This is a genomic window from Nonomuraea sp. NPDC049141, assembly GCF_040648415.1.
Taxonomy (GTDB): Bacteria; Actinomycetota; Actinomycetes; order Streptosporangiales; family Streptosporangiaceae; genus Nonomuraea.
This window is the reverse complement of the sequence record NZ_JBEZDR010000001.1, coordinates 916,293-936,420: the sequence shown is the minus strand read 5'-3', so window position 1 is coordinate 936,420 and position 20,128 is coordinate 916,293. Positions and strand designations below refer to the sequence as shown.

Below are 20,128 nucleotides of genomic sequence, written 5' to 3'. Positions count from 1 at the left end.
CCGTGGTGACCGCGACCCACTGCCCGTACTGCGCTCTCCAGTGCGGCATGACGATCACCGCCCGGGGATCCGAGATCACGATCGCGCCGCGCACCGACGTCCCGGCGAACTCCGGCGGCGCCCTGTGCCAGAAGGGCTGGACGGCGGCCGACCTGCTGACCAACGGCGAACGGCTGACCACGCCGCTGCTCCACGGCCGGCCCGTGGCCTGGGAGACCGCTCTCGACTACGTGGCCGACCGGCTGGTCGCCATCCGCGCCGCGCACGGCCCCGACGCCGTGGCCGTGTTCGGCGGCGGCGGGCTGACCAACGAGAAGGCCTACCAGCTCGGCAAGTTCGCCAGGGTGGCGCTCGGCACCAGCCAGATCGACTACAACGGCCGCTTCTGCATGTCGTCGGCCGCGGCCGCCTCGCTCAGGGCGTTCGGGATGGACCGCGGTCTGCCGTTCCCGATCACCGACCTGGCCGAGACCGACGTCGTCCTGCTGGCCGGCGGGAACGTCGCCGAGACCATGCCGCCCTTCGTCCGGCACCTGACCGGGCCGCGGCTCATCGTCATCGACCCCCGCCGCACCGCGACGGCCAAGCTGGCCTGGCTGCACCTGCAGCCCACGCCGGGCACCGATCTGGCGCTCGCCCTGGGGATGCTGCACCTGGTCATCGCCGAAGGGCTGGTCGACGAGGACTACGTCGCCGCCAGGACGTCGGGCTTCGAGCAGGTCCGCACCTCGCTGGCCTCATGGTGGCCCGAGCGGGTCGAGCGCATCACCGGTGTGCCGGTCGCCAGGATGCGTGAGGCCGTACGGGCGCTCGCCGCGGCCGGGCGGGCCGCCGTGCTCACCGGGCGGGGCGCCGAACAGCACGCCAAGGGCACCGACACCGTCACCGCGTTCATCAACCTGGCCCTGGCGCTGGGGTTGCCCGGCCGGCCCGGTTCCGGGTACGGCTGCCTGACCGGGCAGGGCAACGGCCAGGGCGGCAGGGAGCACGGCCAGAAGGCCGACCAGCTGCCCGGCTACCGCAAGATCGACGACCCGGCCGCCCGCGAGCACGTCGCCGCGGTCTGGGGCGTCCGGCCCGACGAGCTGCCCGGCCCGGGACGCTCGGCCTACGAGCTGCTCGACACGCTCGGGACGCCCCAGGGGGCGCGCGCCCTGCTGGTCTTCGGTTCCAACCCCGTGGTGTCCGCGCCGCGCTCCGCGCACGTGACCGAGCGGCTCGACGCGCTCGACCTGCTGGTGGTCTCCGACATCGTGCTGTCGGAGACGGCCGCGCGGGCCGACGTGGTGTTCCCCGTGACGCAGTGGGCCGAGGAGACCGGCACCATGACGAACCTCGAAGGCCGGGTGCTCCTGCGCCGCCAGGCCGTACCCGCTCCCGAGGGGGTCAGGAGCGACCTGGAGGTCATCCGGGAGCTGGCCGGACGGCTCGGCCACCGGTTCTCCGCCGAGCCGCGGGAGGTGTTCGACGAGCTGGGCCGGGCCAGCGCGGGCGGCGCGGCCGACTACGCGGGCATCAGCTACGAACGGATCACCGAGGAGACCGGCGTGTTCTGGCCCTGCCCGTCGCCGGAGGACCCAGGCCGCCCGCGCCCGTTCCTCGACTCCTTCGCCACCCCGGACGGCCGGGCCAGGTTCGTGCCCGTCGAGCACCGGCCCGCGGCCGAGGAGCCCGACGACGACTACCCCGTCTACCTGACCACGGGCCGCGTGCTGGCCCAGTACCAGAGCGGCGCGCAGACCCGCAGGATCGCCGCCCTGTCCAAGGCCGCGCCGGAGCCGTTCGTCGAGCTCCACCCCGATCTCGCCGAGCAGCTGGCCATCACCGCCGGAGACGTCGTGCGCGTGCTCAGCCGGCGAGGTGAGAGCACGGGGCTCGCCCGGATCAGCGAATCGATCCGGCGCGACACCGTCTTCATGCCGTTCCACTGGGAGGGCGCCAACCGTCTGACCAACCCCGCACTCGATCCGACATCGCGGATGCCGGAGTTCAAGGTCTGCGCCGTCAGGGTGGAGAAGATCGCATGAGGCTCGTCGTAGTAGGGAACGGGATGGCCGGGTCGCGGCTGGTCGGCGAGGTGCGGGCGCGTGACCCGCACCTGTCGGTCACCGTGTTCGGCGCCGAGACCTGGCAGCCCTACAACCGGGTGCTGCTGTCGAACGTCCTGGCCGGAAGCTCGGGTCCCGACCAGGTACGGCTGCTCGACCCGAGCTGGTACGCCACCCACGACGTCGAGGCCGTCTTCGGCAGCGAGGTGGTGCGCATCGACCGGAGCGCCCAGACGGTGATCACCGCCGACGGCCGGAGCACGCCGTACGACATGCTGGTCCTGGCCACCGGCAGCCAGGCGGTCGTCCCGCCGGTGCCGGGGGCCGAGCTGGCGATCCCGTTCCGCACGCTCGACGACTGCCACCGCATCCTGGAGGCGGCGGAGCGCGCGGACAGGGCGGTGGTGGTCGGCGGCGGCCTGCTCGGCATCGAGGCCGCGCGCGGGCTGGCCGGGCGCGGCCTGCCCGTGACGCTGCTGCACCTGGCCGACCATCTGATGGAACGGCAGCTCGACGCCGAGGCCGGGCTGGTGCTCGGCGAGACGCTCACCGGGCTCGGCGTGGACATCCGCACCGGCGTGTCGGCCGAGGCGATCCTGGAAGAGGGCGTCCGGCTGGCCGACGGCGAGGTGGTCGAGGGCGACCTCGTCGTGCTGGCGTGCGGCGTGCGTCCGGTGACCGGGCTGGCCAAGGATTCGGGCCTGTCCGTACGGCGGGGCATCGTCGTGGACGACGAGATGCGTACCGAGGACCCCGCGGTGTTCGCCATCGGTGAGTGCGCCGAGCACGACGGCACCGTCTACGGCCTGGTCGCCCCCGCCTGGGAGCAGGCGGCCGTCGCCGCCGAGGTCATCACCGGCGGCAAGGCGCTCTACCGGGGTTCGCGGCTGGTGACCAGGCTCAAGGCCAGGAGCGTCGAGCTGGCCGCGATGGGCGAGACCCAGCTCACCGAGGAACACGCCGAGGTGGTGCGCTTCAGCCACCGAGCTCGCGGCACCTACCGCAAGCTCGTCATCCGCGACGGCCGGTTGGTCGGCGCGATCCTGCTGGGCGACACCGACGCCGTCGGCACGCTCACCCAGCTCTTCGACCGCGGTGGGCCGCTGCCGGGCGACCGCGCCGGGCTGCTGTTCCCCGGGCTGGCGACGGTCACCGTGGCCGACAGCCCGGTGCTCATGCCCGACGCGGCGAAGGTGTGCCAGTGCAACAACGTGACCAAGGGCCAGATCAGGGCGTGCTGGGAGGCCGGCGCGCGGGACGTGGCCGCGGTGGCGTCCGCGACCAGGGCCACGACCGGGTGCGGGACCTGCCGGGATGCCGTGGAAGGCATCGTCGGCTGGCTGTGTGAGCAGGAAGGGATCTCGGCATGAACAGGATCGTCGTCGTCGGTTACGGACCCACCGCCCATCGGCTCGTCGAAACGCTGCACGAGCGGGGCTTCGACGGCCGGGTCACGGTGATAGGCGAGGAGCCCCGCCCCGCCTACGACCGGGTCGCGCTGACCTCCTACCTGTCGGGGATCAGCGTCGAGGACCTCACCTACCCGGTGCCGCCGGGCACGGTGACCAGGCTCGGCGGGCGCGTCACCGGGATCGACCGCGAGGCCCGCACGGTCACGCTGGCCGACGGGTCGGCCGAGCCGTACGACGTGCTCGTGCTGGCGACCGGGTCGGCGCCGTTCGTGCCGCCGGTGCCGGGCGCGGAGCACGCCTACGTCTACCGGACCATCGACGACCTCGACGCGATCAGGATGGCCGCCAAGGACGCGACCGAGGGCGTGGTGGTCGGCGGCGGGCTGCTCGGCCTGGAGGCCGCCGACGCGCTGCGCGGGCTGGGGCTCAAGACGCACATCGTGGAGATGAGCCCCTGGCTGATGCCCCGCCAGGTCGACGAGGGCGGCGGCTCGGTGCTCAAGGGCCACATCGAGGCGCTCGGGCTCAGCGTGCACGCGGGCGCGGGCGTGAAGGAGATCGTCGCGGGTGAGCGCGGCGTCACCGGGCTGCGCAAGCCCGACGGCACCCTGCTCGACGCCCAGATCGTCGTCTTCTCCGCCGGGATCAGGCCGCGCGACGAGCTCGCCCGGACCAGCGGGCTGGACGTGGGCGAGCGGGGCGGCATCACGGTGGACGCCGGGATGCGTACGTCCGACCCGGCGATCTACGCGATCGGCGAGTGCGCGCTGGCGGGCGGCATGGTGTACGGGCTGGTCGGGCCGTGCTTCACGATGGCGGAGGTGGCCGCGGACCGCATCCTGGGCGGGGCCGCCACCTTCGACGGGGCCGACCTGTCGACCAAGCTGAAGCTGCTCGGCGTCGAGGTGGCGCAGTTCGGCGCGATGGACGGGGCGCTCGACGTCACCTACATGGACCCGGTGGGCGGCGTCTACAAAAAGCTGTTCATCAGCGACGACGCCAAGACGCTGCTCGGCGGCATCTGCGTCGGCGACGCCTCGCCGTACTCCGCGCTGCGTCCCTTCGTCGGCAAGCCGCTGCCGGCGGCGCCGTCCGACCTGCTGTTCACCGGGTCGGGAGCCGAGCTGGACCTGCCCGACGACGCGCAGGTGTGCTCGTGCAACAACGTCAGCGCGGGGACGGTCCGCACCGCCATCGCCGACAAGTCGCTCACCGACGTTCCCGGGATCAAGGGGTGCACGCGGGCGGGCACCACCTGCGGAAGCTGCGTACCGATGCTCAAGCAGCTCCTGGAGAAGTCCGGGGTCGAGGTGAGCAAGGCGCTGTGCGAGCACTTCACCTACTCCAGGGCCGAGCTGTACGACATCGTCAGGGTGCGCGGCATCACCACGTTCTCGGACCTGATCTCCGCGCACGGGCAGGGCCGGGGCTGCGACATCTGCAAGCCGGCCGTGGCCTCGATCCTCGCCTCGCTGCACAACGGGCACGTCCTCGACGGCGAGCGGGCGGCCCTGCAGGACACCAACGACGCCTTCCTCGCCAACATCCAGAAGAACGGCACCTACTCGGTCGTCCCGCGCATCCCCGGCGGCGAGATCACGCCGGACAAGCTCATCGTGATCGGTGAGGTGGCCCGCGACTTCGGCCTCTACACCAAGATCACCGGAGGGCAGCGGATCGACCTGTTCGGCGCCCGCGTCGAGCAACTGCCGCAGATCTGGCGGCGGCTCGTCGACGCCGGGTTCGAGTCCGGGCACGCCTACGGCAAGGCGCTGCGGACGGTGAAGTCGTGCGTGGGATCGGCCTGGTGCCGCTACGGCGTCCAGGACTCCGTCGGCCTGGCCATCGACCTGGAGCTGCGCTACCGCGGCCTGCGCGCGCCGCACAAGCTCAAGTCGGCCGTGTCCGGCTGTGCCCGCGAGTGCGCGGAGGCCAGGTCGAAGGACTTCGGGGTCATCGCCACCGAGCAGGGCTGGAACCTGTACGTCGGCGGCAACGGCGGGTTCAAGCCGCGCCACGCCGACCTCCTGGCGGCCGATCTGAGCACCGAGGAACTGATCAGGACGATCGACCGGTTCGTCATGTTCTACATCCGCACCGCCGATCGGCTGCAACGCACCGCCGCCTGGCTGGAGTCGCTCGACGGCGGGCTCGACTACCTGCGGCAGGTGATCATCGACGACTCCCTGGGGATCTGCGCCGAGCTGGATGCCCAGATGGAGCACCACGTCTCCACGTACGTGGACGAATGGCAGACGACCATCGACGATCCGGAGAAGCTCGGCCGGTTCGTCAGCTTCGTCAACGCGCCGGGGGTTCCCGACCCGTCGATCGTCTTCGAGACCGAACGCGACCAGATCAAGCCGGTGGAGGTGTTGGCCCGATGAGTAGCTGGATTCCCGTCTGCGGGTATCAGGCGTTGCTGCCGGAGCGCGGGGTGTGCGCTCTGGTGGACGGACGGCAGGTGGCCGTCTTCCGTACGTTCGACGGTACGGTGCACGCGATCGGCAATCTGGACCCGTTCAGCGGGGTGCAGGTGTTGTCGCGGGGGATCGTCGGCACCCGGCAGGGGGAGCCCACTGTGGCGTCACCCCTGCACAAGCAGGTGTTCTCGCTGGTGAGCGGGGAGTGCTTGGACGAGCCCGGGTTCTCCGTACCGGTGTATCCGATCCGGGTGGACGGTGGGCTGGTGCAGGTGGGCGTCTGACAGCTCTGGTTTGAGGAGGCGGGCCGGTCACGCTCATCGAGCGCGACCGGGTCGCCTCTTCTGGCTTCAGTGCTCGAGCATCATCTCCGCCGGTGGGTATACATGCGCGGTCTGATGTCCCACCGGCAGGACACAGCGCCGTTCGGAGTCGATGCTGTCGCAGCGCTCCGCATCGTCGCGTTGCGGCAAAGGCTCGGGTTCGGTGCTCAGGCTCGTCTCCAGGTGCGGCACTCGTTCGACGCTATCGGACACGGCGGCGGGTTGGTCGCGGCCCGGCAACGATCCAACCTCTGAACGGTCTCACCAACTCCTGTGAAGGTTACTGTGAGCAATCCCCGTGGCTGTGGCGGGGGGTGGTAAAAGGGTTGTCCGAAGTGGATAAATGGTGCATTCGGGGCGGGTGTTGGGGGGAATTAGCCCGCTATGAGCACAAAATCCCAGGCCAGAGCACTCCTGCTGGCGGCAGTCGTCCCGGCGATGCTCGTCACGGGCTGTGCCGCGGGCGGTAGCAATATGCGACTGATGGGCGCGGTGGCGAGCCCGGTTCCGCCCATGCCCTCGGAATCAGGCCCGACACCGGCCGAGTCGGAGACGGGCACCACGAGCCCGATGCCGTCCGAGTCGGGCACCATGAGCCCGGAACCCTCGGGCCCCGAGATGACCTCGCCGCGCGCGGCCGTACAGGCGTACTTCGACGCGGCCAAGGCCGGTGACGCGGACAAGGCCGCCGACGCGTTCGCCTCCGACGGCATGGCCGCCATAGCGGGCAAGCCGACCGCGGACGGCACCGAGGCGCTGCGCAAACTGTTCGAGGACGAGTTCAAGGCGAAGGCCGAACGCACACACACCTTCGACGAGACGCGGACCTTCGGGAACGAGGCGGCCTTCGTCCGCACCACCAGCAAGGAGGGTGACGAGACCTACCGCGAGTTCTTCCTTCTCAAGAAGGCCGACGGTGAGTGGAAGATCGACCTCTTCATGGACAACGAGCCGACCTGAGCGGGCCGGTGACATGCCTGCTTGCCTCTCAGCGGCCGGTCTCCAGTCTCAAGCACGTCTGGGGGCGCCACCGATCACATCGGCGGCGCCCCCAGGCGTGCGGGGCCGTGGGCGCGCGGTGGGACGGTGTGCGATTTAGCGTGGGGGCATGCAGGACCTTTCGGAGTTCCAGCATCGACGCTTCGCCCGTATGTACGAGCGGCTCAGCGCCGAGGCCGAGCGGAACGGCATGGCCGGGCTGCGGCGGCGGTTGCTGTCCGGGTTGAGCGGCCGGGTGGTGGAGGTGGGCGCCGGCAACGGGATGAACTTCCCGCACTATCCCCCGCAGGTGCGCGAGGTCGTCGCCGTCGAGCCCGAGGACCACCTGCGCGCGCTGGGCGAGCGGGCCGCGGCTCCGGCTCCGGTGCCCGTGACGATGGTCCGGGGGCATGCCGGCGCGTTGCCGTACGACGCCGGGTCGTTCGACGCGGCCGTGGTGTCGCTGGTGCTGTGCTCCGTCCCCGACCAGGCCGCGGTGCTGGCGGAGGTACGCAGGGTGCTCAAGCCGGGCGGTGAGCTGCGCTTCTTCGAGCACGTACGCTCGGCGAACCCGGTCCGGGGCGTGCTGCAGGATCTCATCACCCCGCTGTGGCGGCTGATGGCCGGAGACTGCCGCCCCAACCGGGACACCGCGGCGGCGATCCGGGACGCGGGGTTCGTGATCGAGGACATCGACCGGTTCGTCCATAAGGCGACGCCGAAGTCGCCGGCCATGGCTCACATCCTGGGGCTCGCCCGCAGACCTTAGGGGCGCTTGCCGCCCGGCAGGCGTGGTGTGATGCGGCCCTGGTCGACGAGTGCCAGATAGACGGCGAACGCGCCATGCGCCCACATCTCGGTCTGTCCGAGGGTGAGCGTGGTCTCCTCGCCGTCGCGCGAGACGATCTCGTACCGGCCGAAAGGCGCTCGCCGCCAGACGAGCAGGACGTTCTCGAAGACCAGGACATCCAGCATCGCGGCCAGGTGGTCACGTCCCACGGCGGACACGGCGAACAGCCTCCTCGCTCCTCGCCTTGTCTCCCATTGTGTGTCGTCAGTGGGGATGCTGTGCATCTATACGGTGGAGATTGCTCACTACCGCGCTTGGCAGACGGCTGGGGTGTGATCGATGCAGGCGTTCTTGGCAGTGCTCGGTCTGGTGGCCCTTGTCGTCGTGGGTGTGGCCGGGGTCTACGCCGTTTCGCTGGTCGTCGCGCCTCGGGGGACGTCGCGGGTGGGGCCGTATCTGTCGGGTGGGCTGCCGCGGGAGCACGCGCTGGCCCGGTTTCACGTTCGCTGGTACGCCGTGACGCTCGTCTTCCTCGCCTTCGACATGGAGATGATCTTCATGTACCCGTGGGCGCTGGTGGTGGCCGAGGTGGGCGGTGTGGCGCTGGTGGAGATGTTCGCGTTCCTCGGGTTGCTGATGGTCGGGGTCGTCTACGCGTGGCGGGAGGGGGCGTTCCGGTGGGTTTGAGCGGGTGGCTGATGCGGCGGGCGTCCGTGCGGCCGCTGGTCGTCGCCGGGGTGTACGGGACGCGTACGCGGCTGCTGGTGGAAGCGGAGGTGGCGCGCCGGGGGTGGGCCGTCGCCCTGTCGCCGGGGGAGGCGAGCCTGGTGGTGGTGTGCGGCGTGCCGGGGGAGGAGTTGGCGGCGGCGATTACGGTCGTTTGGGGTGGTGTCGCGAGTCCTCGGGCGTTCGTGGAGCTGCCGTCGGACGCCACGCCTGACGTGGTCGCGGGGGCGTTGGACGGTGCGGTGGTGGCGCTGGGGGATGAGCCCGGTCAGCGTCGCGACGCGGCCGAACGAGAGTCGCAGTCCTGGCCGCAGGAGCCGATGGACCGTAGTGACCACGGTGGGATGGATCACGGTGGGATGCATGGGGGCATGGGGGGCGGTGGGCATGAGCATCACATGGGGAGTCCCGGTGGGGTGGCCATGGCCGAGCGGGGGCCGGATCGGGACGGGCTCAAGCTCGACCGGCTGCACGTCCCGCTGGGACCGGTGCTCGTGGACTGGCCCAGTGGGCTGGTCGTGGAGACGGTGCTCCAGGGTGACGTGATCCAGCAGGCGACCGTGCGTGTGGTTGGCGGCGTCGGGGGTGGGGTGAGCTTCTGGGATGAGCCCTGGGTGGCCGCGTCGGAGGGGCGGGTGGTGACGCGGGGGGAGGCGGAGCGGCGTAGGGCCGCGTCGCACCTCGACAGCCTTGGGCGGCTGCTGGCCGTTGCCGGGTGGCCTTCGGCGGCTCTGCGGGCCAGATGGCTGCGGGACCGTACGTTGGCGGGGGACTCCCGAGCTGGCCTGAGCCGTGATCACGCCCGGTTCGCGCGGCGGGTACGGCGGTCGAGGATCCTCGCCTGGATGCTCCGCGGCGTGGGCCTCGGCGTGCGACCTGGCGTGGAGTCCGACGCGGGAGCCGCTGTGCGACCTGGCGTGGAGTCCGACGCGGGAGCCGCTGTACGACCTCGCGCGGGACCCGACGCGGGAGCCCTCGCCTTGTCGGAGACGGACGTACTGAGTCGGCTGCGCTGGTGGCTGGACAGCACCGCGGCCGCCATCGACGCGCTGGACGACACGACACCGCTCGTAGGGGACGACGGACCCAGGGGCCCCGTGGGAGAGCGGCGGTCGGCGGCGGCGTTGGACGTGCTTCCCCGGTTGCTGGACGGAGCCGAGCTGGCCGCCGCCCGCCTGATCGTGGCCGGTCTCGACCCCGACCTCGACCAGCTCCCCCAGGAGGCGTTCCATGGCTGAGCCCGGTGCGGTCCTCGGGCTGGCCGTCGCGCTGGCGGCACTCGTATGGGGCGCTGCGGCACTCGACGCCCGCCTGGGCTCACCCCCGCGGTCGCGGCATCCGGCAAGGCGCCCGGGGCCGCCGCCGCAGCAGGGCGGGCCGTTGCGGGAGGTGGCCCGGTTGCTGGTGCAGCAGCGGCGCCTGACGCTGTTGCCCGACGTCCTGCTCACCCGCATCGGCCTTCTGACGCTGCTCCTGGCCCCCGTTCTGGCCGCCGCCGTGCTGCCCCTCGGCGGGGCGCCGGTGGCGGACCTGGACGTCGGGGTCGTGTGGTTCAACGCCATGGAAGTGTGCGTCTGGCCGGCCCTCTGGCTGATCGGCTGGGGCGCCAACTCCGTCTATCCGCTGATCGGCGGCTACCGCTACGTCGCCCAAGGGCTGGCGTACGAGCTGCCGCACATGTTCGCCCTGATCACCGTCGCCCTGGGCGCGGGGTCGCTGCGGATGACCGGCATCGTCCAGGCGCAGCACGGCCTCTGGTACGCCGTCTGGATGCCCGTCGCCTTCCTCGTCTACCTGGTCTCGGCGCTGGCCATGGCGTTCTGGGGGCCGATGGGGCAGCCGCTCGGCCGGGACCTCGCCGGGGGAGTGCCCGCCGAGTTGTCCGGTGCCGATCGGCTGCTGTTCCTGGCCGGACGGTACGGGGTGCTCGTGGTGGCCGCCGCCGCGGCCGTGCCCCTGTTCCTCGGGGGTGGCGCGGGGCCGCTGCTGCCGGCGTGGGCGTGGACGCTGGTCAAGACCGTCGCGGTGCTGGTCCTGCTGGTCGTGGCCAAGCATCGGCTGCCGGCCGTACGGATGGATCGGTTCATGGACTTCTCCTGGATGGTGCTGATCCCGCTCATGCTGGCGCAGTTGCTGGTGGTCGGGATAGTGGTGCTGCCATGAGCGTCGCCTTCTGGGTTCTCGCCGTGGTGGCGGTGGTGGCCGGGGTCATGGTGTTCGTGGTGGACTCGATGGCGCGGGCGACGTTCGCGCTGCTCGCGTCGCTGCTGGCCGTCGGCGGTACGTTCCTGCTGATCGACCTGCGCTACCTCGGCGTGCTGATCGTGCTGATGATGGTCATGGAGATGATGATCATGGCGATCTTCATGATCATGTACATGATGAACCCTGCGGGGCTGATGCCGATGAAGATGGTGCACAACAACCGGGCCGCCGCGATCATCGCCGGGGCCGCGTTCGTCCTGCTGGCGGCGGGGGCGCTGCTCACCCCCTGGCCGGCCGCGAAGGGACGTCCGGGCGGCGACCCCACCCACGCGCTCGGCCTGTCGATCATGGGGCCGAAGATGCTCGTGATGATGGTCATCGGCGTGGCGATCCTGGCCACGATGATCTCCACCGTGGTGCTCGCCACGCACAAGGGGCGCTACGACCGATGACTCTCCAGGCCTTCCTGCTGCTCGCCGCCGCGCTCTTCGCGGTGGGCCTGTACGGCGCGCTGTCCCAGCAGTCGATCGTCATGCTCATGATGGGCCTCGAACTCATGATCAACGGCCTGATCGTGGCCGGCGGCGCCTTCTGGTACTACGTCGCCCCCCAGAACGCCGACGGACAGGTGCTGGTGCTCGTCGCCGTGACCGTGATGGCGCTGGAGATGGCGATGGGGTTCGCCGTGGTGACCGCGATATTCCGGGCGCGCGATGTGGACACGACGGACGACGCCGGAGACCTCAAGGAATGAACGCCCTCCTCTGGCTGCTGCCCGCCCTCCCCCTCGCCATGGGTGCCGCCCTCCTCCTGGTACGGCGGGCCGCCAGGCCGGTGGCCCTCGCCACGGCCGTCGCCACCCTGGGGCTGGCCGGTTACGCGGCGGTGGCGCGGCCACGGGTCGGCGCGCGGCTGTTCTTCGAGTCCGGGCTGGCCGTGGACGGGCTGTCGGCGGCGATGGTCGTGACCGTGGCGGGGGTGGCGCTGGCCGTCCTGGTCTTCGCCGCCGGTGAGCTGCGCGAGGCGCGGTTCTTCGGGCTCATGCTGATCTTCGTCGGCGCCATGCTGCTGACCGTGACGGCCACCGACCTGGTGCTGCTGCTCATAGGGTGGGAGGTCATGGGCGCGATGTCGTACGCGCTCATCGGCTACTGGTGGCACGACCCCGAGCGGGTGCGCTCGGCGACGATCGCGTTCGTCACCACCCGGGCCGGCGACCTCGGCCTGTACTTCGCCGCCAGCGCCGCCTTCGCGGGCGCGCTGGCCGCCACCGGCAACGGGGACGGGGCGTTCGAGCTGGCCGTACTGTCCGGTGATCCGGCCCCGTGGCGGGATCTGATCGCGGCCGGGATCGTGCTGGCGGCGCTGGGCAAGTCGGCTCAGGTGCCGTTCTCGTTCTGGCTGTCGCGGGCGATGGCCGGGCCCAGTCCGGTGTCCGCGCTGCTGCACTCGGCGACGATGGTGGCCGCGGGGGCGTACCTGCTGCTGCGTGCCCAGCCGCTGCTGGCCGCGACCGGGTGGGCGGCGGCGGTGGTGGCATGGGCAGGGGCGGCGACCGCGCTGCTGCTCGGGGCCGTCGCCGTCGCGCAGCGGGACCTCAAGCAACTGCTCGCCGCCTCCACCTGCGCCCAGATCGGGTTCATGGTGCTGGGCGCGGGCGTGGGGGAGGTGCCGGGCGGTGCGGCGCAGCTGGTGGCGCACGCGGCGGTCAAGAGCCTGCTGTTCCTCGGGGCCGGGGCGTGGCTGGCGGCGCTCGGCACCAAGGACCTGACCGGGCTGCACGGGGCCGCGCGGCGGTATCCGCTGGTCGGCGTCACGTTCGGGATCGGGGCGCTGGCTCTGGCCGGGGTGCCGCCGCTGTCGTTGTGGCTGACCAAGGACGCGGTGCTCGGGGCGGTGCGTGAGCCGGTGCTGTACGGGGTGGCGTTCGCGGGTGCGCTGCTGGGTGCCGCCTACGCCGCCAAGGCGCTGGTGGCCGTCTGGCGGCCCGTCGACGCGGGTACCCGTGACGACACCGAACAGCCGGGCACCCGGCGGGTTGGGGTGCTGGAACGGCTGCCGCTGCCGGTGCTCGCGCTGGGCGCGGTCGTGCTGGGGCTGCCCGTCCTGGTGGGCGCCGGACGGCACCTGGCCGTCGGCGAGCTGGCCCTCTCGGGGACGCTGGCGGCGGCCGTGGTGCTCGCCGTCGCCTTCGCGACACGGAACCGACCGGACACTGTGCCGGGCGCGGCCGCACGTCCGGCGGTCGCGGTGCCGGGCATGCGGGGGTTGCTCGCCGGCTGGCTGTGGTTGGAGAAGGCCGCCGTCGTCCTGGTGTGGCGGCCGTTGACGGCACTGGCCGGCGGGGCCGCGTGGTTCGACCATCGGGTCGTCGACGGCGCCGTCAACGCCGTACCCCGGCTGGGGATGGCCGCCGCGCGCCTGGCGCGCAGGCCGTTCGAGTCGGGAATCGAGGGCTTTGTACGGGCGGTGGCCGGCGCGGCCGGACGGCTCGGCACGCTGGCCCGGCGTCCGCAGACCGGCCAGGTGCACACGTATTTCGCCCAGGCCGCCGTCGCCCTGATCGTGCTGGCCGTCGTGTTCGCGCTGGCGAGGTGAGCGTGCTCGATATCGTGATCTTCCTTCCCCTGGTGGCGGCGGCGCTGCTGGCGGTGATCCCACGCGGGAAGGCCGCCGGATGGGTGTGGGTCGGCGTCTGCTCGCTGGACCTGGCCCTGGTGATCGCCATGTGGACGGGCTACCAGGGCGGCATCGGCTACGAGACCAGGCTGCGCTGGATGCCGTCCGTGGGCGCGGGTTATCACGTCGGCGTCGACGGGCTGTCGCTGCCGCTGATCGCGATGACCGCGCTGCTGTTCCTGGTCTGCGCCGTTTACTCGCTGGGGGAGGCCGGCCGGGCGTACGCGGCGTTGTTCCTGTTCCTGCAGACGGTCTCCATCGGCCTGTTCGCGGCGCTCGACCTGCTGCTGTTCTTCGTCTTTTTCGACCTGTCGATCGTCGGCATGTACTTCGTGATCGTCGGCTGGGGGCACGGCGACAGGGCCCGCTCGGCGCTGAAGTTCTTCCTGTACACCTTCCTCGGGTCCCTGGCCCTGCTCCTCGGCTTCATCGGCCTGTACCTCGGCGCCGAGCCGCACACCTTCGACCTGGTCGACCTCACCACGAACCCCGCCAAAGCCGTGCCCCTGGTCCTGCTCGCGATCGGCGTGGGGCTGGCGATCAAGACGCCGACCGTCCCCGTGCACACCTGGCTGCCGCCCGCCCACACCGACGCGCCCGCCGCCGGCTCGGCCATCCTCGCCGGGGTGCTGCTCAAGATGGGCACGTACGGCTTCGCCCGCATCGCGATGCCGATGCTGCCGCAGGCGTGGCGCGAGTACGCCTGGGTGATCATCGTGATCGGCGTGGCCGGAGTTCTGTACGGCGCGCTGGTCGCCCTGGCCCAGGAGAACCTGAAGCGGCTGATCGCGTACACCTCCGTCAACCACATGGGCTACATCGTCCTGGCATTGGGCGCGGCCGGGCTGAGCGCTCCGACGCAGGCCAGGGAGCTGGCGGTCAGCGGCGCGGTCACCCAGATGGTCAGTCACGGCCTGCTCACCGGGGCGCTGTTCCTGATCACCGGCATTCTGTGGGACCGGGCCCAGAGCTACGAGATCAGCAAATATGGCGGTATGCCGCCGGTGCTGACCGGGCTGATGGCGATGGCCGCGTTCGGCTCGCTCGGCATCCCCGGCCTTTCCGGATTTGTCGCGGAATTTCAGATCTTCACTGGCGTTATCGGTGCAGGTGCGGTGATCTCCGGTGCGCTGGGCATCGTGGGCATCCTCATCACGGCCGCGCTGTTCCTGCGTGTCCTGCAGCGCGCCTTCCTGGGCCGCCCCGGCGAGCTCACCTCGCGGGTCACCGACGTACGCCCCCGCGAACTGGCCGCCATCGCCCCGCTGCTGATCCTCTCGCTGATCATCGGCATCGCCCCCCGCTGGCTCCTCGACCTGATCGAACCCGCCGCCGCCGCCCTCGTGAACCTGGTCAGCCGATGACCGAGAACCCGCTCGACCTGCTCCCCGAGCTGCTGATCCTGCTGGGCGCCGTGGCGGGCCTGCTGACCGGCCTCTTCCTGCCCAGGCCCCGGCAGCGGATCGCCGCCTGGATCTGCGGCCTGGCTCTGGCCGGCGCGATGGTCGCCACCGCCGTTGTCATGAAAAATCCGGACAAGATGGCGTTCGCCGCTTACGCCGTGGACCCCCTCACGAACGTCACCCGGGCCACGGTCGCGCTCGCCACCCTGCTCGTGATCATCATGACCACCCGCTGGGCCCGTGGACACCCCCGCGAGACCGAGGTCTACACGCTGCTCCTGCTGGCCGCGCTCGGCACCGTCCTCATGGCGGGCGCCGACGACCTGCTCGTGCTCGTCGCCGCGTACCTGCTCGCCAGCATCCCCGCGTACGCCCTGGCGGGCTTCGGCAAGGACGCGCCCGGCACCGAGGCCGCGCTGAAGTACTACCTGATGGGCGCGTTCCTCGGCGTGCTCATGCTGGCGGGCGTCACCCTCGTGTACGGCATGGCGGGCGCGACGGCCTACCCCGGCCTGGACGCGCCGGTCGTGGGCGTGATCCTGCTGCTGGCCGGGCTGCTGTTCAAGGCAGGGGGCGTGCCCGCGCACTTCTGGGTGCCCGACGTCACCGAGGGCGCCTCCCGGCCGGTGGCCGCGTTCGTCACCACGGTGCCGAAGATCGGCGCGCTGGTGGCGCTGTTCCGGCTGGCCGGCGAGGTGTTCGACGAGCCCGCGCTGATCGCGGTGCTCGCCGTGGCCACGATGACGCTGGGCAACCTGGCCGCCTTCCACCAGGACAACGTGCGCCGCCTGCTCGCCTACTCCACGATCAGCCAGGCCGGCTACCTGCTGGTGCCGGTCGCCATGGCGGGCCGTACCGGCCTCGCCTCGCCGGCGTTGCTGTACTACGTGGCCGCGTACGCGATCACGAACCTGGGCGCGTTCGCCGTGGTCGTGTCCTTGGGCTCCGACCGGCTCGGGGACTACGCGGGGCTGGCCAGGAGGTCGCCGTGGGCGGCGTTCGCGCTGGTGGTGTGCCTGCTGGGGTTGATCGGCACGCCGCCGACGGGGGTGTTCGTGGGGAAGCTGCTCGTCTTCGCGGCGGCCTGGGACGGCGGTTATGCCTGGCTGGCCGTGGTGGTGGCGGTGAACACGGTGGCCAGCGTCTTCTACTACCTGCGATGGATCCGGCCGGTCTTCGCCAGGGAGGGTGTTGGGGGGTCGGCTCGGGGGTGGCTCGCACCGGTCATCGCCGTGGCGTCCGTGGTGTTCGGGGTGGCGGGCGGGATCGTCCTGCTGGTGCTGCCGTCGCGGTAGCCGATCGGGCGTTGCCCGGCTGGTCAGAGGTCGCGTTCCTGCTGGTCGAGGATGGCGACGGAGATCGCCACGGCGGCGCCGGGATCGCGGTCCTCGATCGCCTGCAACAGCTCCTCGTGCGAGCCGTCGAGCACCAGCGCCGCCTGTTCCATGTGGCGGACGCTGTCGCGCAGCGCGTCGCTCATGCTCCGGTAGAGGTCGCTGAGCAGCGGGTTGTGCGCCGCGTCGGCCACCAGGAGGTGGAAATCGACATCCGCGTCGGCGAACGCGTCCACGTCCCCCGCCCGCCCGGCCGCGTCCCGGCGTACCAGCGCCTCGCGCATGCCGGTGAGGTCCTCTTCGGTCCGCTTCCCGGCGGCCAGCCGCGCGGCCACCAGATCGAGCCCGCGCCGTACGTCGATGATGTCCATCGCGGCCGCCTTGGCGATCCGCCTGCCCAGCGCGACCTGCGACTCGTCGACCGCCGTGACGTACGTACCGTCACCCTGGCGGGTGGTCAGCAGTCCGGAGTGGGCCAGCACGCGTACGGCCTCACGGACCGAGAGCCGGCTCATGCCGAGGCTCTCCGCGAGCCGCAGCTCAGACGGGATCTTCGTCCCCACCGGCCAGGCGCCGCTGGTGATCTCCTTGCGGAGCTCCTCGATCGCGGCATCCACAAGGGAGGTCCGCGCCACGTTTCGCATGAGCCGATCGCCGATTCTCAGTGATTACTTAGTACGGCACCGTATCGCAAGCGGCGGCCGGCGGCTCACCCCCGGAGCACGCGGGAACGGCGTGGAACGCCTAAAGGGCAAACCCATCTCTCAGGAGGATCCATGCGCATCTTCAGACGGGGAGCCTGCGCCGTCGCCGCGATCGTCTCGCTCATCGCCACGCTCGGCATCCAGAGCCCGGCCTCCGCTGACGCCGCCACCGACTCCAGGCTGCTCTCACTCACGTCGAGCTCGCTCTTCGCCCGAGGGGCGTTCGGCAGCCCGTGGAAGGTCGGGGACTGCCATCTGGAGTTCCCCAGCTACGTCTTCATCGAAAGTGGCACTACTCGCGTACACGTGCACGCGGTGAGCGACACCGACTTCACCAAGCACGCCGACGTCTGGCACAGCAAGCTCGTCTTCATGGACGCCCAGCAGCGCGTGGTGGCCAGCGTGGGCAGCACGGCGAGAGCGTTCTGGACTCGCCCCAGATGGTGCCCGCCGAGGGCGACGAGGGGCCGAGCAACGTGTACGAGTGGGACCACGTCGCGGTGGTGCCCAGCGGCATCCCGTCCAGGGCCGTCTTCGTCAGATGGCTGTCAGCCTGCTGACCTGCGGGGGCGATTCCATGCGCCTGGTGCGTGAAGGGATCATGGACCGGGAACCGGATCAGGCGATCATCAACGAGTATCAGCCGGGGCAGGGCATCAGCCCACATATCGACTGCGTGCCCTGTTTCGGCCCGGTTGTCGCGGCGATATCCCTGGGCTCTGGCTGCGACATGGATTTCACTCACCCCGAGGCGGGACAGCGGTCGCCGGTGCGGCTCGCTCCAGGCAGCTTGTGCGTCATGACCGGACCCGCCAGATATGCGTGGCGGCACGGCATCGCCGCCCGTAAGAGCGACCCGGGTGCGGCGGGCCGGGTCCTACGGGGGCGGCGAGTGTCGGTGACCTTCCGTACGATCATCGGCGGGTAGCGCTCGCGGACGAGGCCGTAGAGCCGGGCGTCAGATGCGGCTATATCTGTCCAACACGCCCCTGTACGTCAACGCACCGGATCTTGTCAGGCCCCCTGCCGGGTGAGAGATTGCGGTTACTTGGCGCCCACCCGTCTCGGAGGACACGCGTGCCACAATTACGCCCGGCCCTCGTCGCCGTCGCCCTCACCATGGCGATCGCGAGTCCCGCGCAAGCGGCCGCCGGCCCCAGGATCACCGTTGAGAACGGCCGCACGCAGCCGGTCTTCTCCTACGCGGACGCCGTCCGCGAATACGTGTACGTCGAGTCGAGCGTCGACAGCGACTCCGACGGCCGGTTGGACCGGGTACGCGTCGACATCATCAGGCCCAAGGAGTCCGGTCCGCGGCTCAAGGTGCCGGTGATCATCGACGAGAGCCCGTACTACGACAATTCTGGACGCGGCAACGAGGCCGAGCGGAAGGTCTACGACGCCGCCGGGAATGTCACGAAATTTCCGCTCTTCTATGACAACTACTTCGTGCCACGCGGCTACGCCGTCCTGAACGTCGACATGCTCGGCACCACCAGGTCCGACGGCTGCCCCGACATCGGCGGCAAGGCGGACGTCCTGGGCGGCAAGGCCGTCGTGGACTGGCTGAACGGCCGGGCCAAGGCCTACCGCGCGGACGGCACCCAGGCCGTGGCCGACTGGACCACCGGTAAGGCCGGGATGATCGGCAAGTCCTATGACGGCACGCTGGCCAACGCCGTGGCCGCCACCGGCGTGCGCGGACTTGAGACGATCGTGCCGATCTCGGCGATCAGCTCCTGGTACAAGTACCAGCGCTCGAACGGCGTGGTCTACAACTACGACTACGCCTCCTGGCTGGCCAACTACGTCGACACCGACCCCGAGCCCAAGTGTCAGGCCGTACGGGATCGCCTGGACGCCGAGGACGGCGACGACACGGGCGACTACAACGCGTTCTGGGCCGAGCGCGACTACATCAACGGCCTGCTCGGCGACGTCTCCAAGGTCAGGGCGAGCGTCTTCGTGGTGCACACCGCCAACGACCTGAACGTCAAGCCGGACAACTTCTCCACCTGGTGGCAGGCCCTGGCCAAGCGGAACGTACCGCGCAAGATCTGGGTGGGCCAGTACCAGCACGTGGACCCGTTCGACTTCGAGGGCCGCAGGGACGTGTGGGTGGACACGCTGCACGGCTGGTTCGACCACTGGTTGCAGGGCGTACGCAACGAGGTCATGAACGCCCCGCGCGCCGACGTGCAGACCGGCCCGACGCAGTGGATCACCCAGCGCGACTGGCCGGCACCGCTGTCGGCGAACGTCGCGCTGCGGCCGGCCGCCGACGGCTCGCTCGGCCTCGTCCAGGCCAGGCGCGATGCCAGCTCCTCCTTCACCGACGTGGCGCTCGAGGAGGAGGAGATGATCGCCGACGTCGGTACGGCCAAGCCGGGCCGGGTGGCGTTCACCAGCGGCGCGCTCCCACTCGACCTGCGCCTGTCCGGTACGCCCACGGCCGACCTGCGGGTCAAGCTCGACAAACCGGACGCCAATCTGACCGCCCTGCTCGTCGACTTCGGCGACGCCACCCGCGTCGACTGGCGGCGCGGCCAGGGCATCACCACGCTCACCGAGGAGGACTGCCACGGCGACAGCACCGCCGCCGACGACGCCTGCTACCGCAAGGTGACCACGAACACGGTGACGCGGCCCGCCGAGATCGTCGCCCGCGGCTGGATCGACGTGCGGAACCGCGACTCGCTGAGCACTCCGTCGCCCCTGCCGGTCGGCACATGGGGCAAGGTCAAGTGGCAGACGCTGCCGCACGACTACACCTTCAGGAAGGGGCACCGGATCGCCCTGATCGTCGCGGGCACCGACACGACGTACACCTCTGAGGCGGGTACGGGCGCGAACGTCACGCTCGACCTGGCCAGGAGCAGCGTGATCGTGCCGTTCACGCAGGGGGCGCCGACGGTGGACGTGCCGAAGGACGCGGGCCAGTTCCGCGGACCGGCGCGGATCGACCTGCCGGAGCCGGAGAACACTTTCTTCTAGCAGCAGTCAGGTGGTGGCGGACCGGCGCGGCGCTCGGTGTCGCCAGCGTGATCACCTCGTGGGCGGTGGTGCACACCGTCTATACCTTGCGATACGCCCGGTTGTACTA

Annotated in this window: 20 protein-coding genes; 17 read left to right on the top strand and 3 right to left on the bottom strand. The window is 70.9% G+C overall.

What is annotated here, in order from left to right; genetic code table 11:
• The first annotated feature begins 5 nt into the window (after positions 1-5).
• From AB0B91_RS04315 to nirD, 4 genes are read left to right on the top strand one after another with little or no spacing between them, the layout of a single operon-like run.
• A complete protein-coding gene (locus tag AB0B91_RS04315) occupies positions 6-2,027 on the top strand; it encodes a molybdopterin-dependent oxidoreductase (RefSeq protein ID WP_358315290.1) in 2,022 nt (673 codons plus the stop codon).
• Positions 2,024-3,418, top strand: coding sequence for an FAD-dependent oxidoreductase (locus AB0B91_RS04310; RefSeq protein WP_358315287.1), 1,395 nt, complete (start codon positions 2,024-2,026; stop codon positions 3,416-3,418). Before AB0B91_RS04315 ends, AB0B91_RS04310 begins: the two co-directional genes overlap by 4 nt.
• Positions 3,415-5,847 carry a nitrite reductase large subunit NirB gene (nirB, locus tag AB0B91_RS04305; protein WP_358315284.1) on the top strand — a complete coding sequence of 811 codons (2,433 nt, stop codon included), beginning with the start codon at positions 3,415-3,417 and terminating at the stop codon, positions 5,845-5,847. The genes AB0B91_RS04310 and nirB overlap by 4 nt, the downstream gene beginning before the upstream one ends.
• Positions 5,844-6,167: a nitrite reductase small subunit NirD gene (nirD, locus tag AB0B91_RS04300; RefSeq protein ID WP_358315281.1), complete on the top strand. Its 324-nt coding sequence runs from the start codon at positions 5,844-5,846 to the stop codon at positions 6,165-6,167. The genes nirB and nirD overlap by 4 nt, the downstream gene beginning before the upstream one ends.
• A 66-nt stretch (positions 6,168-6,233) precedes the next feature.
• On the opposite strand, the gene AB0B91_RS04295 is transcribed toward nirD, so the two are convergent.
• A complete protein-coding gene (locus tag AB0B91_RS04295) occupies positions 6,234-6,398 on the bottom strand; it encodes a hypothetical protein (RefSeq protein WP_358315278.1) in 165 nt (54 codons plus the stop codon).
• Between the two features lie 192 nt (positions 6,399-6,590).
• Here AB0B91_RS04295 and AB0B91_RS04290 point away from each other — a divergent pair, with 192 nt between their 5' ends.
• Together AB0B91_RS04290 and AB0B91_RS04285 are read left to right on the top strand one after the other, a co-directional pair.
• Positions 6,591-7,166 (top strand): nuclear transport factor 2 family protein, encoded by a 576-nt coding sequence (locus tag AB0B91_RS04290; protein ID WP_358315275.1) that lies wholly within the window; start codon positions 6,591-6,593, stop codon positions 7,164-7,166.
• 148 nt (positions 7,167-7,314) lie between these two features.
• Complete coding sequence (locus AB0B91_RS04285; protein ID WP_358315272.1) at positions 7,315-7,953, top strand: class I SAM-dependent methyltransferase; 639 nt, start codon at positions 7,315-7,317, stop codon at positions 7,951-7,953.
• On the opposite strand, the gene AB0B91_RS04280 is transcribed toward AB0B91_RS04285, so the two are convergent.
• A complete protein-coding gene (locus AB0B91_RS04280) occupies positions 7,950-8,192 on the bottom strand; it encodes a hypothetical protein (RefSeq protein ID WP_358315269.1) in 243 nt (80 codons plus the stop codon). The two genes, AB0B91_RS04285 and AB0B91_RS04280, sit on opposite strands and share 4 nt — an antisense overlap.
• Positions 8,193-8,313: 121 nt before the next feature.
• Between AB0B91_RS04280 and AB0B91_RS04275 the strand changes: the two genes are divergently transcribed.
• Genes AB0B91_RS04275 through AB0B91_RS04240 form a run of 8 tightly spaced genes read left to right on the top strand, consistent with a single transcriptional unit; the run spans position 8,314 to position 16,282 of the window.
• The gene (locus tag AB0B91_RS04275; RefSeq protein ID WP_358315266.1) at positions 8,314-8,661 is read left to right on the top strand and encodes an NADH-quinone oxidoreductase subunit A; all 348 of its coding nucleotides are present in this window, start codon (positions 8,314-8,316) and stop codon (positions 8,659-8,661) included.
• Positions 8,662-8,672: 11 nt separating this feature from the next.
• On the top strand, positions 8,673-9,938 hold the full coding sequence (locus AB0B91_RS04270) for a hypothetical protein (RefSeq protein WP_358315263.1): 1,266 nt from the start codon (positions 8,673-8,675) through the stop codon (positions 9,936-9,938).
• Positions 9,931-10,863 (top strand): NADH-quinone oxidoreductase subunit H, encoded by a 933-nt coding sequence (locus tag AB0B91_RS04265; protein WP_358315260.1) that lies wholly within the window; start codon positions 9,931-9,933, stop codon positions 10,861-10,863. Before AB0B91_RS04270 ends, AB0B91_RS04265 begins: the two co-directional genes overlap by 8 nt.
• Positions 10,860-11,357, top strand: coding sequence for an NADH-quinone oxidoreductase subunit J (locus AB0B91_RS04260; RefSeq protein ID WP_358315257.1), 498 nt, complete (start codon positions 10,860-10,862; stop codon positions 11,355-11,357). The genes AB0B91_RS04265 and AB0B91_RS04260 overlap by 4 nt, the downstream gene beginning before the upstream one ends.
• Positions 11,354-11,659 (top strand): NADH-quinone oxidoreductase subunit NuoK, encoded by a 306-nt coding sequence (gene nuoK / locus AB0B91_RS04255; RefSeq protein WP_358315254.1) that lies wholly within the window; start codon positions 11,354-11,356, stop codon positions 11,657-11,659. The genes AB0B91_RS04260 and nuoK overlap by 4 nt, the downstream gene beginning before the upstream one ends.
• Complete coding sequence (locus AB0B91_RS04250; protein WP_358315251.1) at positions 11,656-13,503, top strand: proton-conducting transporter membrane subunit; 1,848 nt, start codon at positions 11,656-11,658, stop codon at positions 13,501-13,503. The genes nuoK and AB0B91_RS04250 overlap by 4 nt, the downstream gene beginning before the upstream one ends.
• Positions 13,500-14,948, top strand: a complete 1,449-nt coding sequence (locus tag AB0B91_RS04245; RefSeq protein WP_358315248.1) for an NADH-quinone oxidoreductase subunit M — start codon at positions 13,500-13,502, stop codon at positions 14,946-14,948. Before AB0B91_RS04250 ends, AB0B91_RS04245 begins: the two co-directional genes overlap by 4 nt.
• Positions 14,945-16,282: an NADH-quinone oxidoreductase subunit N gene (locus AB0B91_RS04240; protein ID WP_358315245.1), complete on the top strand. Its 1,338-nt coding sequence runs from the start codon at positions 14,945-14,947 to the stop codon at positions 16,280-16,282. The genes AB0B91_RS04245 and AB0B91_RS04240 overlap by 4 nt, the downstream gene beginning before the upstream one ends.
• 23 nt (positions 16,283-16,305) lie before the next feature.
• Here AB0B91_RS04240 and AB0B91_RS04235 read toward each other — a convergent pair whose 3' ends face one another.
• On the bottom strand, positions 16,306-16,965 hold the full coding sequence (locus tag AB0B91_RS04235) for a FadR/GntR family transcriptional regulator (protein WP_358315242.1): 660 nt from the start codon (positions 16,963-16,965) through the stop codon (positions 16,306-16,308).
• 132 nt (positions 16,966-17,097) lie between these two features.
• Between AB0B91_RS04235 and AB0B91_RS04230 the strand changes: the two genes are divergently transcribed.
• The 3 genes from AB0B91_RS04230 (at position 17,098) to AB0B91_RS04220 (ending at position 20,019) form a co-directional block, all read left to right on the top strand.
• Positions 17,098-17,619, top strand: coding sequence for a hypothetical protein (locus AB0B91_RS04230; RefSeq protein WP_358315239.1), 522 nt, complete (start codon positions 17,098-17,100; stop codon positions 17,617-17,619).
• Positions 17,612-17,953, top strand: coding sequence for an alpha-ketoglutarate-dependent dioxygenase AlkB (locus tag AB0B91_RS04225; RefSeq protein WP_358315236.1), 342 nt, complete (start codon positions 17,612-17,614; stop codon positions 17,951-17,953). The genes AB0B91_RS04230 and AB0B91_RS04225 overlap by 8 nt, the downstream gene beginning before the upstream one ends.
• A gap of 149 nt (positions 17,954-18,102) precedes the next feature.
• On the top strand, positions 18,103-20,019 hold the full coding sequence (locus AB0B91_RS04220) for a Xaa-Pro dipeptidyl-peptidase (protein ID WP_358315234.1): 1,917 nt from the start codon (positions 18,103-18,105) through the stop codon (positions 20,017-20,019).
• The last annotated feature ends 109 nt before the right edge of the window (positions 20,020-20,128 follow it).

What these genes read in the sequence shown, in the direction of transcription:
- AB0B91_RS04310 (WP_358315287.1), top strand. Translation starts at nt 2,024, where the DNA reads ATGAGGCTCGTCGTAGTAGGGAACGGGATGGCCGGGTCGCGGCTGGTC.
- nirB (WP_358315284.1), top strand. Translation starts at nt 3,415, where the DNA reads ATGAACAGGATCGTCGTCGTCGGTTACGGACCCACCGCCCATCGGCTC.
- nirD (WP_358315281.1), top strand. Translation starts at nt 5,844, where the DNA reads ATGAGTAGCTGGATTCCCGTCTGCGGGTATCAGGCGTTGCTGCCGGAG.
- AB0B91_RS04290 (WP_358315275.1), top strand. Translation starts at nt 6,591, where the DNA reads ATGAGCACAAAATCCCAGGCCAGAGCACTCCTGCTGGCGGCAGTCGTC.
- AB0B91_RS04285 (WP_358315272.1), top strand. Translation starts at nt 7,315, where the DNA reads ATGCAGGACCTTTCGGAGTTCCAGCATCGACGCTTCGCCCGTATGTAC.
- AB0B91_RS04275 (WP_358315266.1), top strand. Translation starts at nt 8,314, where the DNA reads ATGCAGGCGTTCTTGGCAGTGCTCGGTCTGGTGGCCCTTGTCGTCGTG.
- AB0B91_RS04270 (WP_358315263.1), top strand. Translation starts at nt 8,673, where the DNA reads ATGCGGCGGGCGTCCGTGCGGCCGCTGGTCGTCGCCGGGGTGTACGGG.
- AB0B91_RS04265 (WP_358315260.1), top strand. Translation starts at nt 9,931, where the DNA reads ATGGCTGAGCCCGGTGCGGTCCTCGGGCTGGCCGTCGCGCTGGCGGCA.
- AB0B91_RS04260 (WP_358315257.1), top strand. Translation starts at nt 10,860, where the DNA reads ATGAGCGTCGCCTTCTGGGTTCTCGCCGTGGTGGCGGTGGTGGCCGGG.
- nuoK (WP_358315254.1), top strand. Translation starts at nt 11,354, where the DNA reads ATGACTCTCCAGGCCTTCCTGCTGCTCGCCGCCGCGCTCTTCGCGGTG.
- AB0B91_RS04250 (WP_358315251.1), top strand. Translation starts at nt 11,656, where the DNA reads ATGAACGCCCTCCTCTGGCTGCTGCCCGCCCTCCCCCTCGCCATGGGT.
- AB0B91_RS04240 (WP_358315245.1), top strand. Translation starts at nt 14,945, where the DNA reads ATGACCGAGAACCCGCTCGACCTGCTCCCCGAGCTGCTGATCCTGCTG.
- AB0B91_RS04235 (WP_358315242.1), bottom strand. Translation starts at nt 16,965, where the DNA reads ATGCGAAACGTGGCGCGGACCTCCCTTGTGGATGCCGCGATCGAGGAG.
- AB0B91_RS04230 (WP_358315239.1), top strand. Translation starts at nt 17,098, where the DNA reads ATGCGCATCTTCAGACGGGGAGCCTGCGCCGTCGCCGCGATCGTCTCG.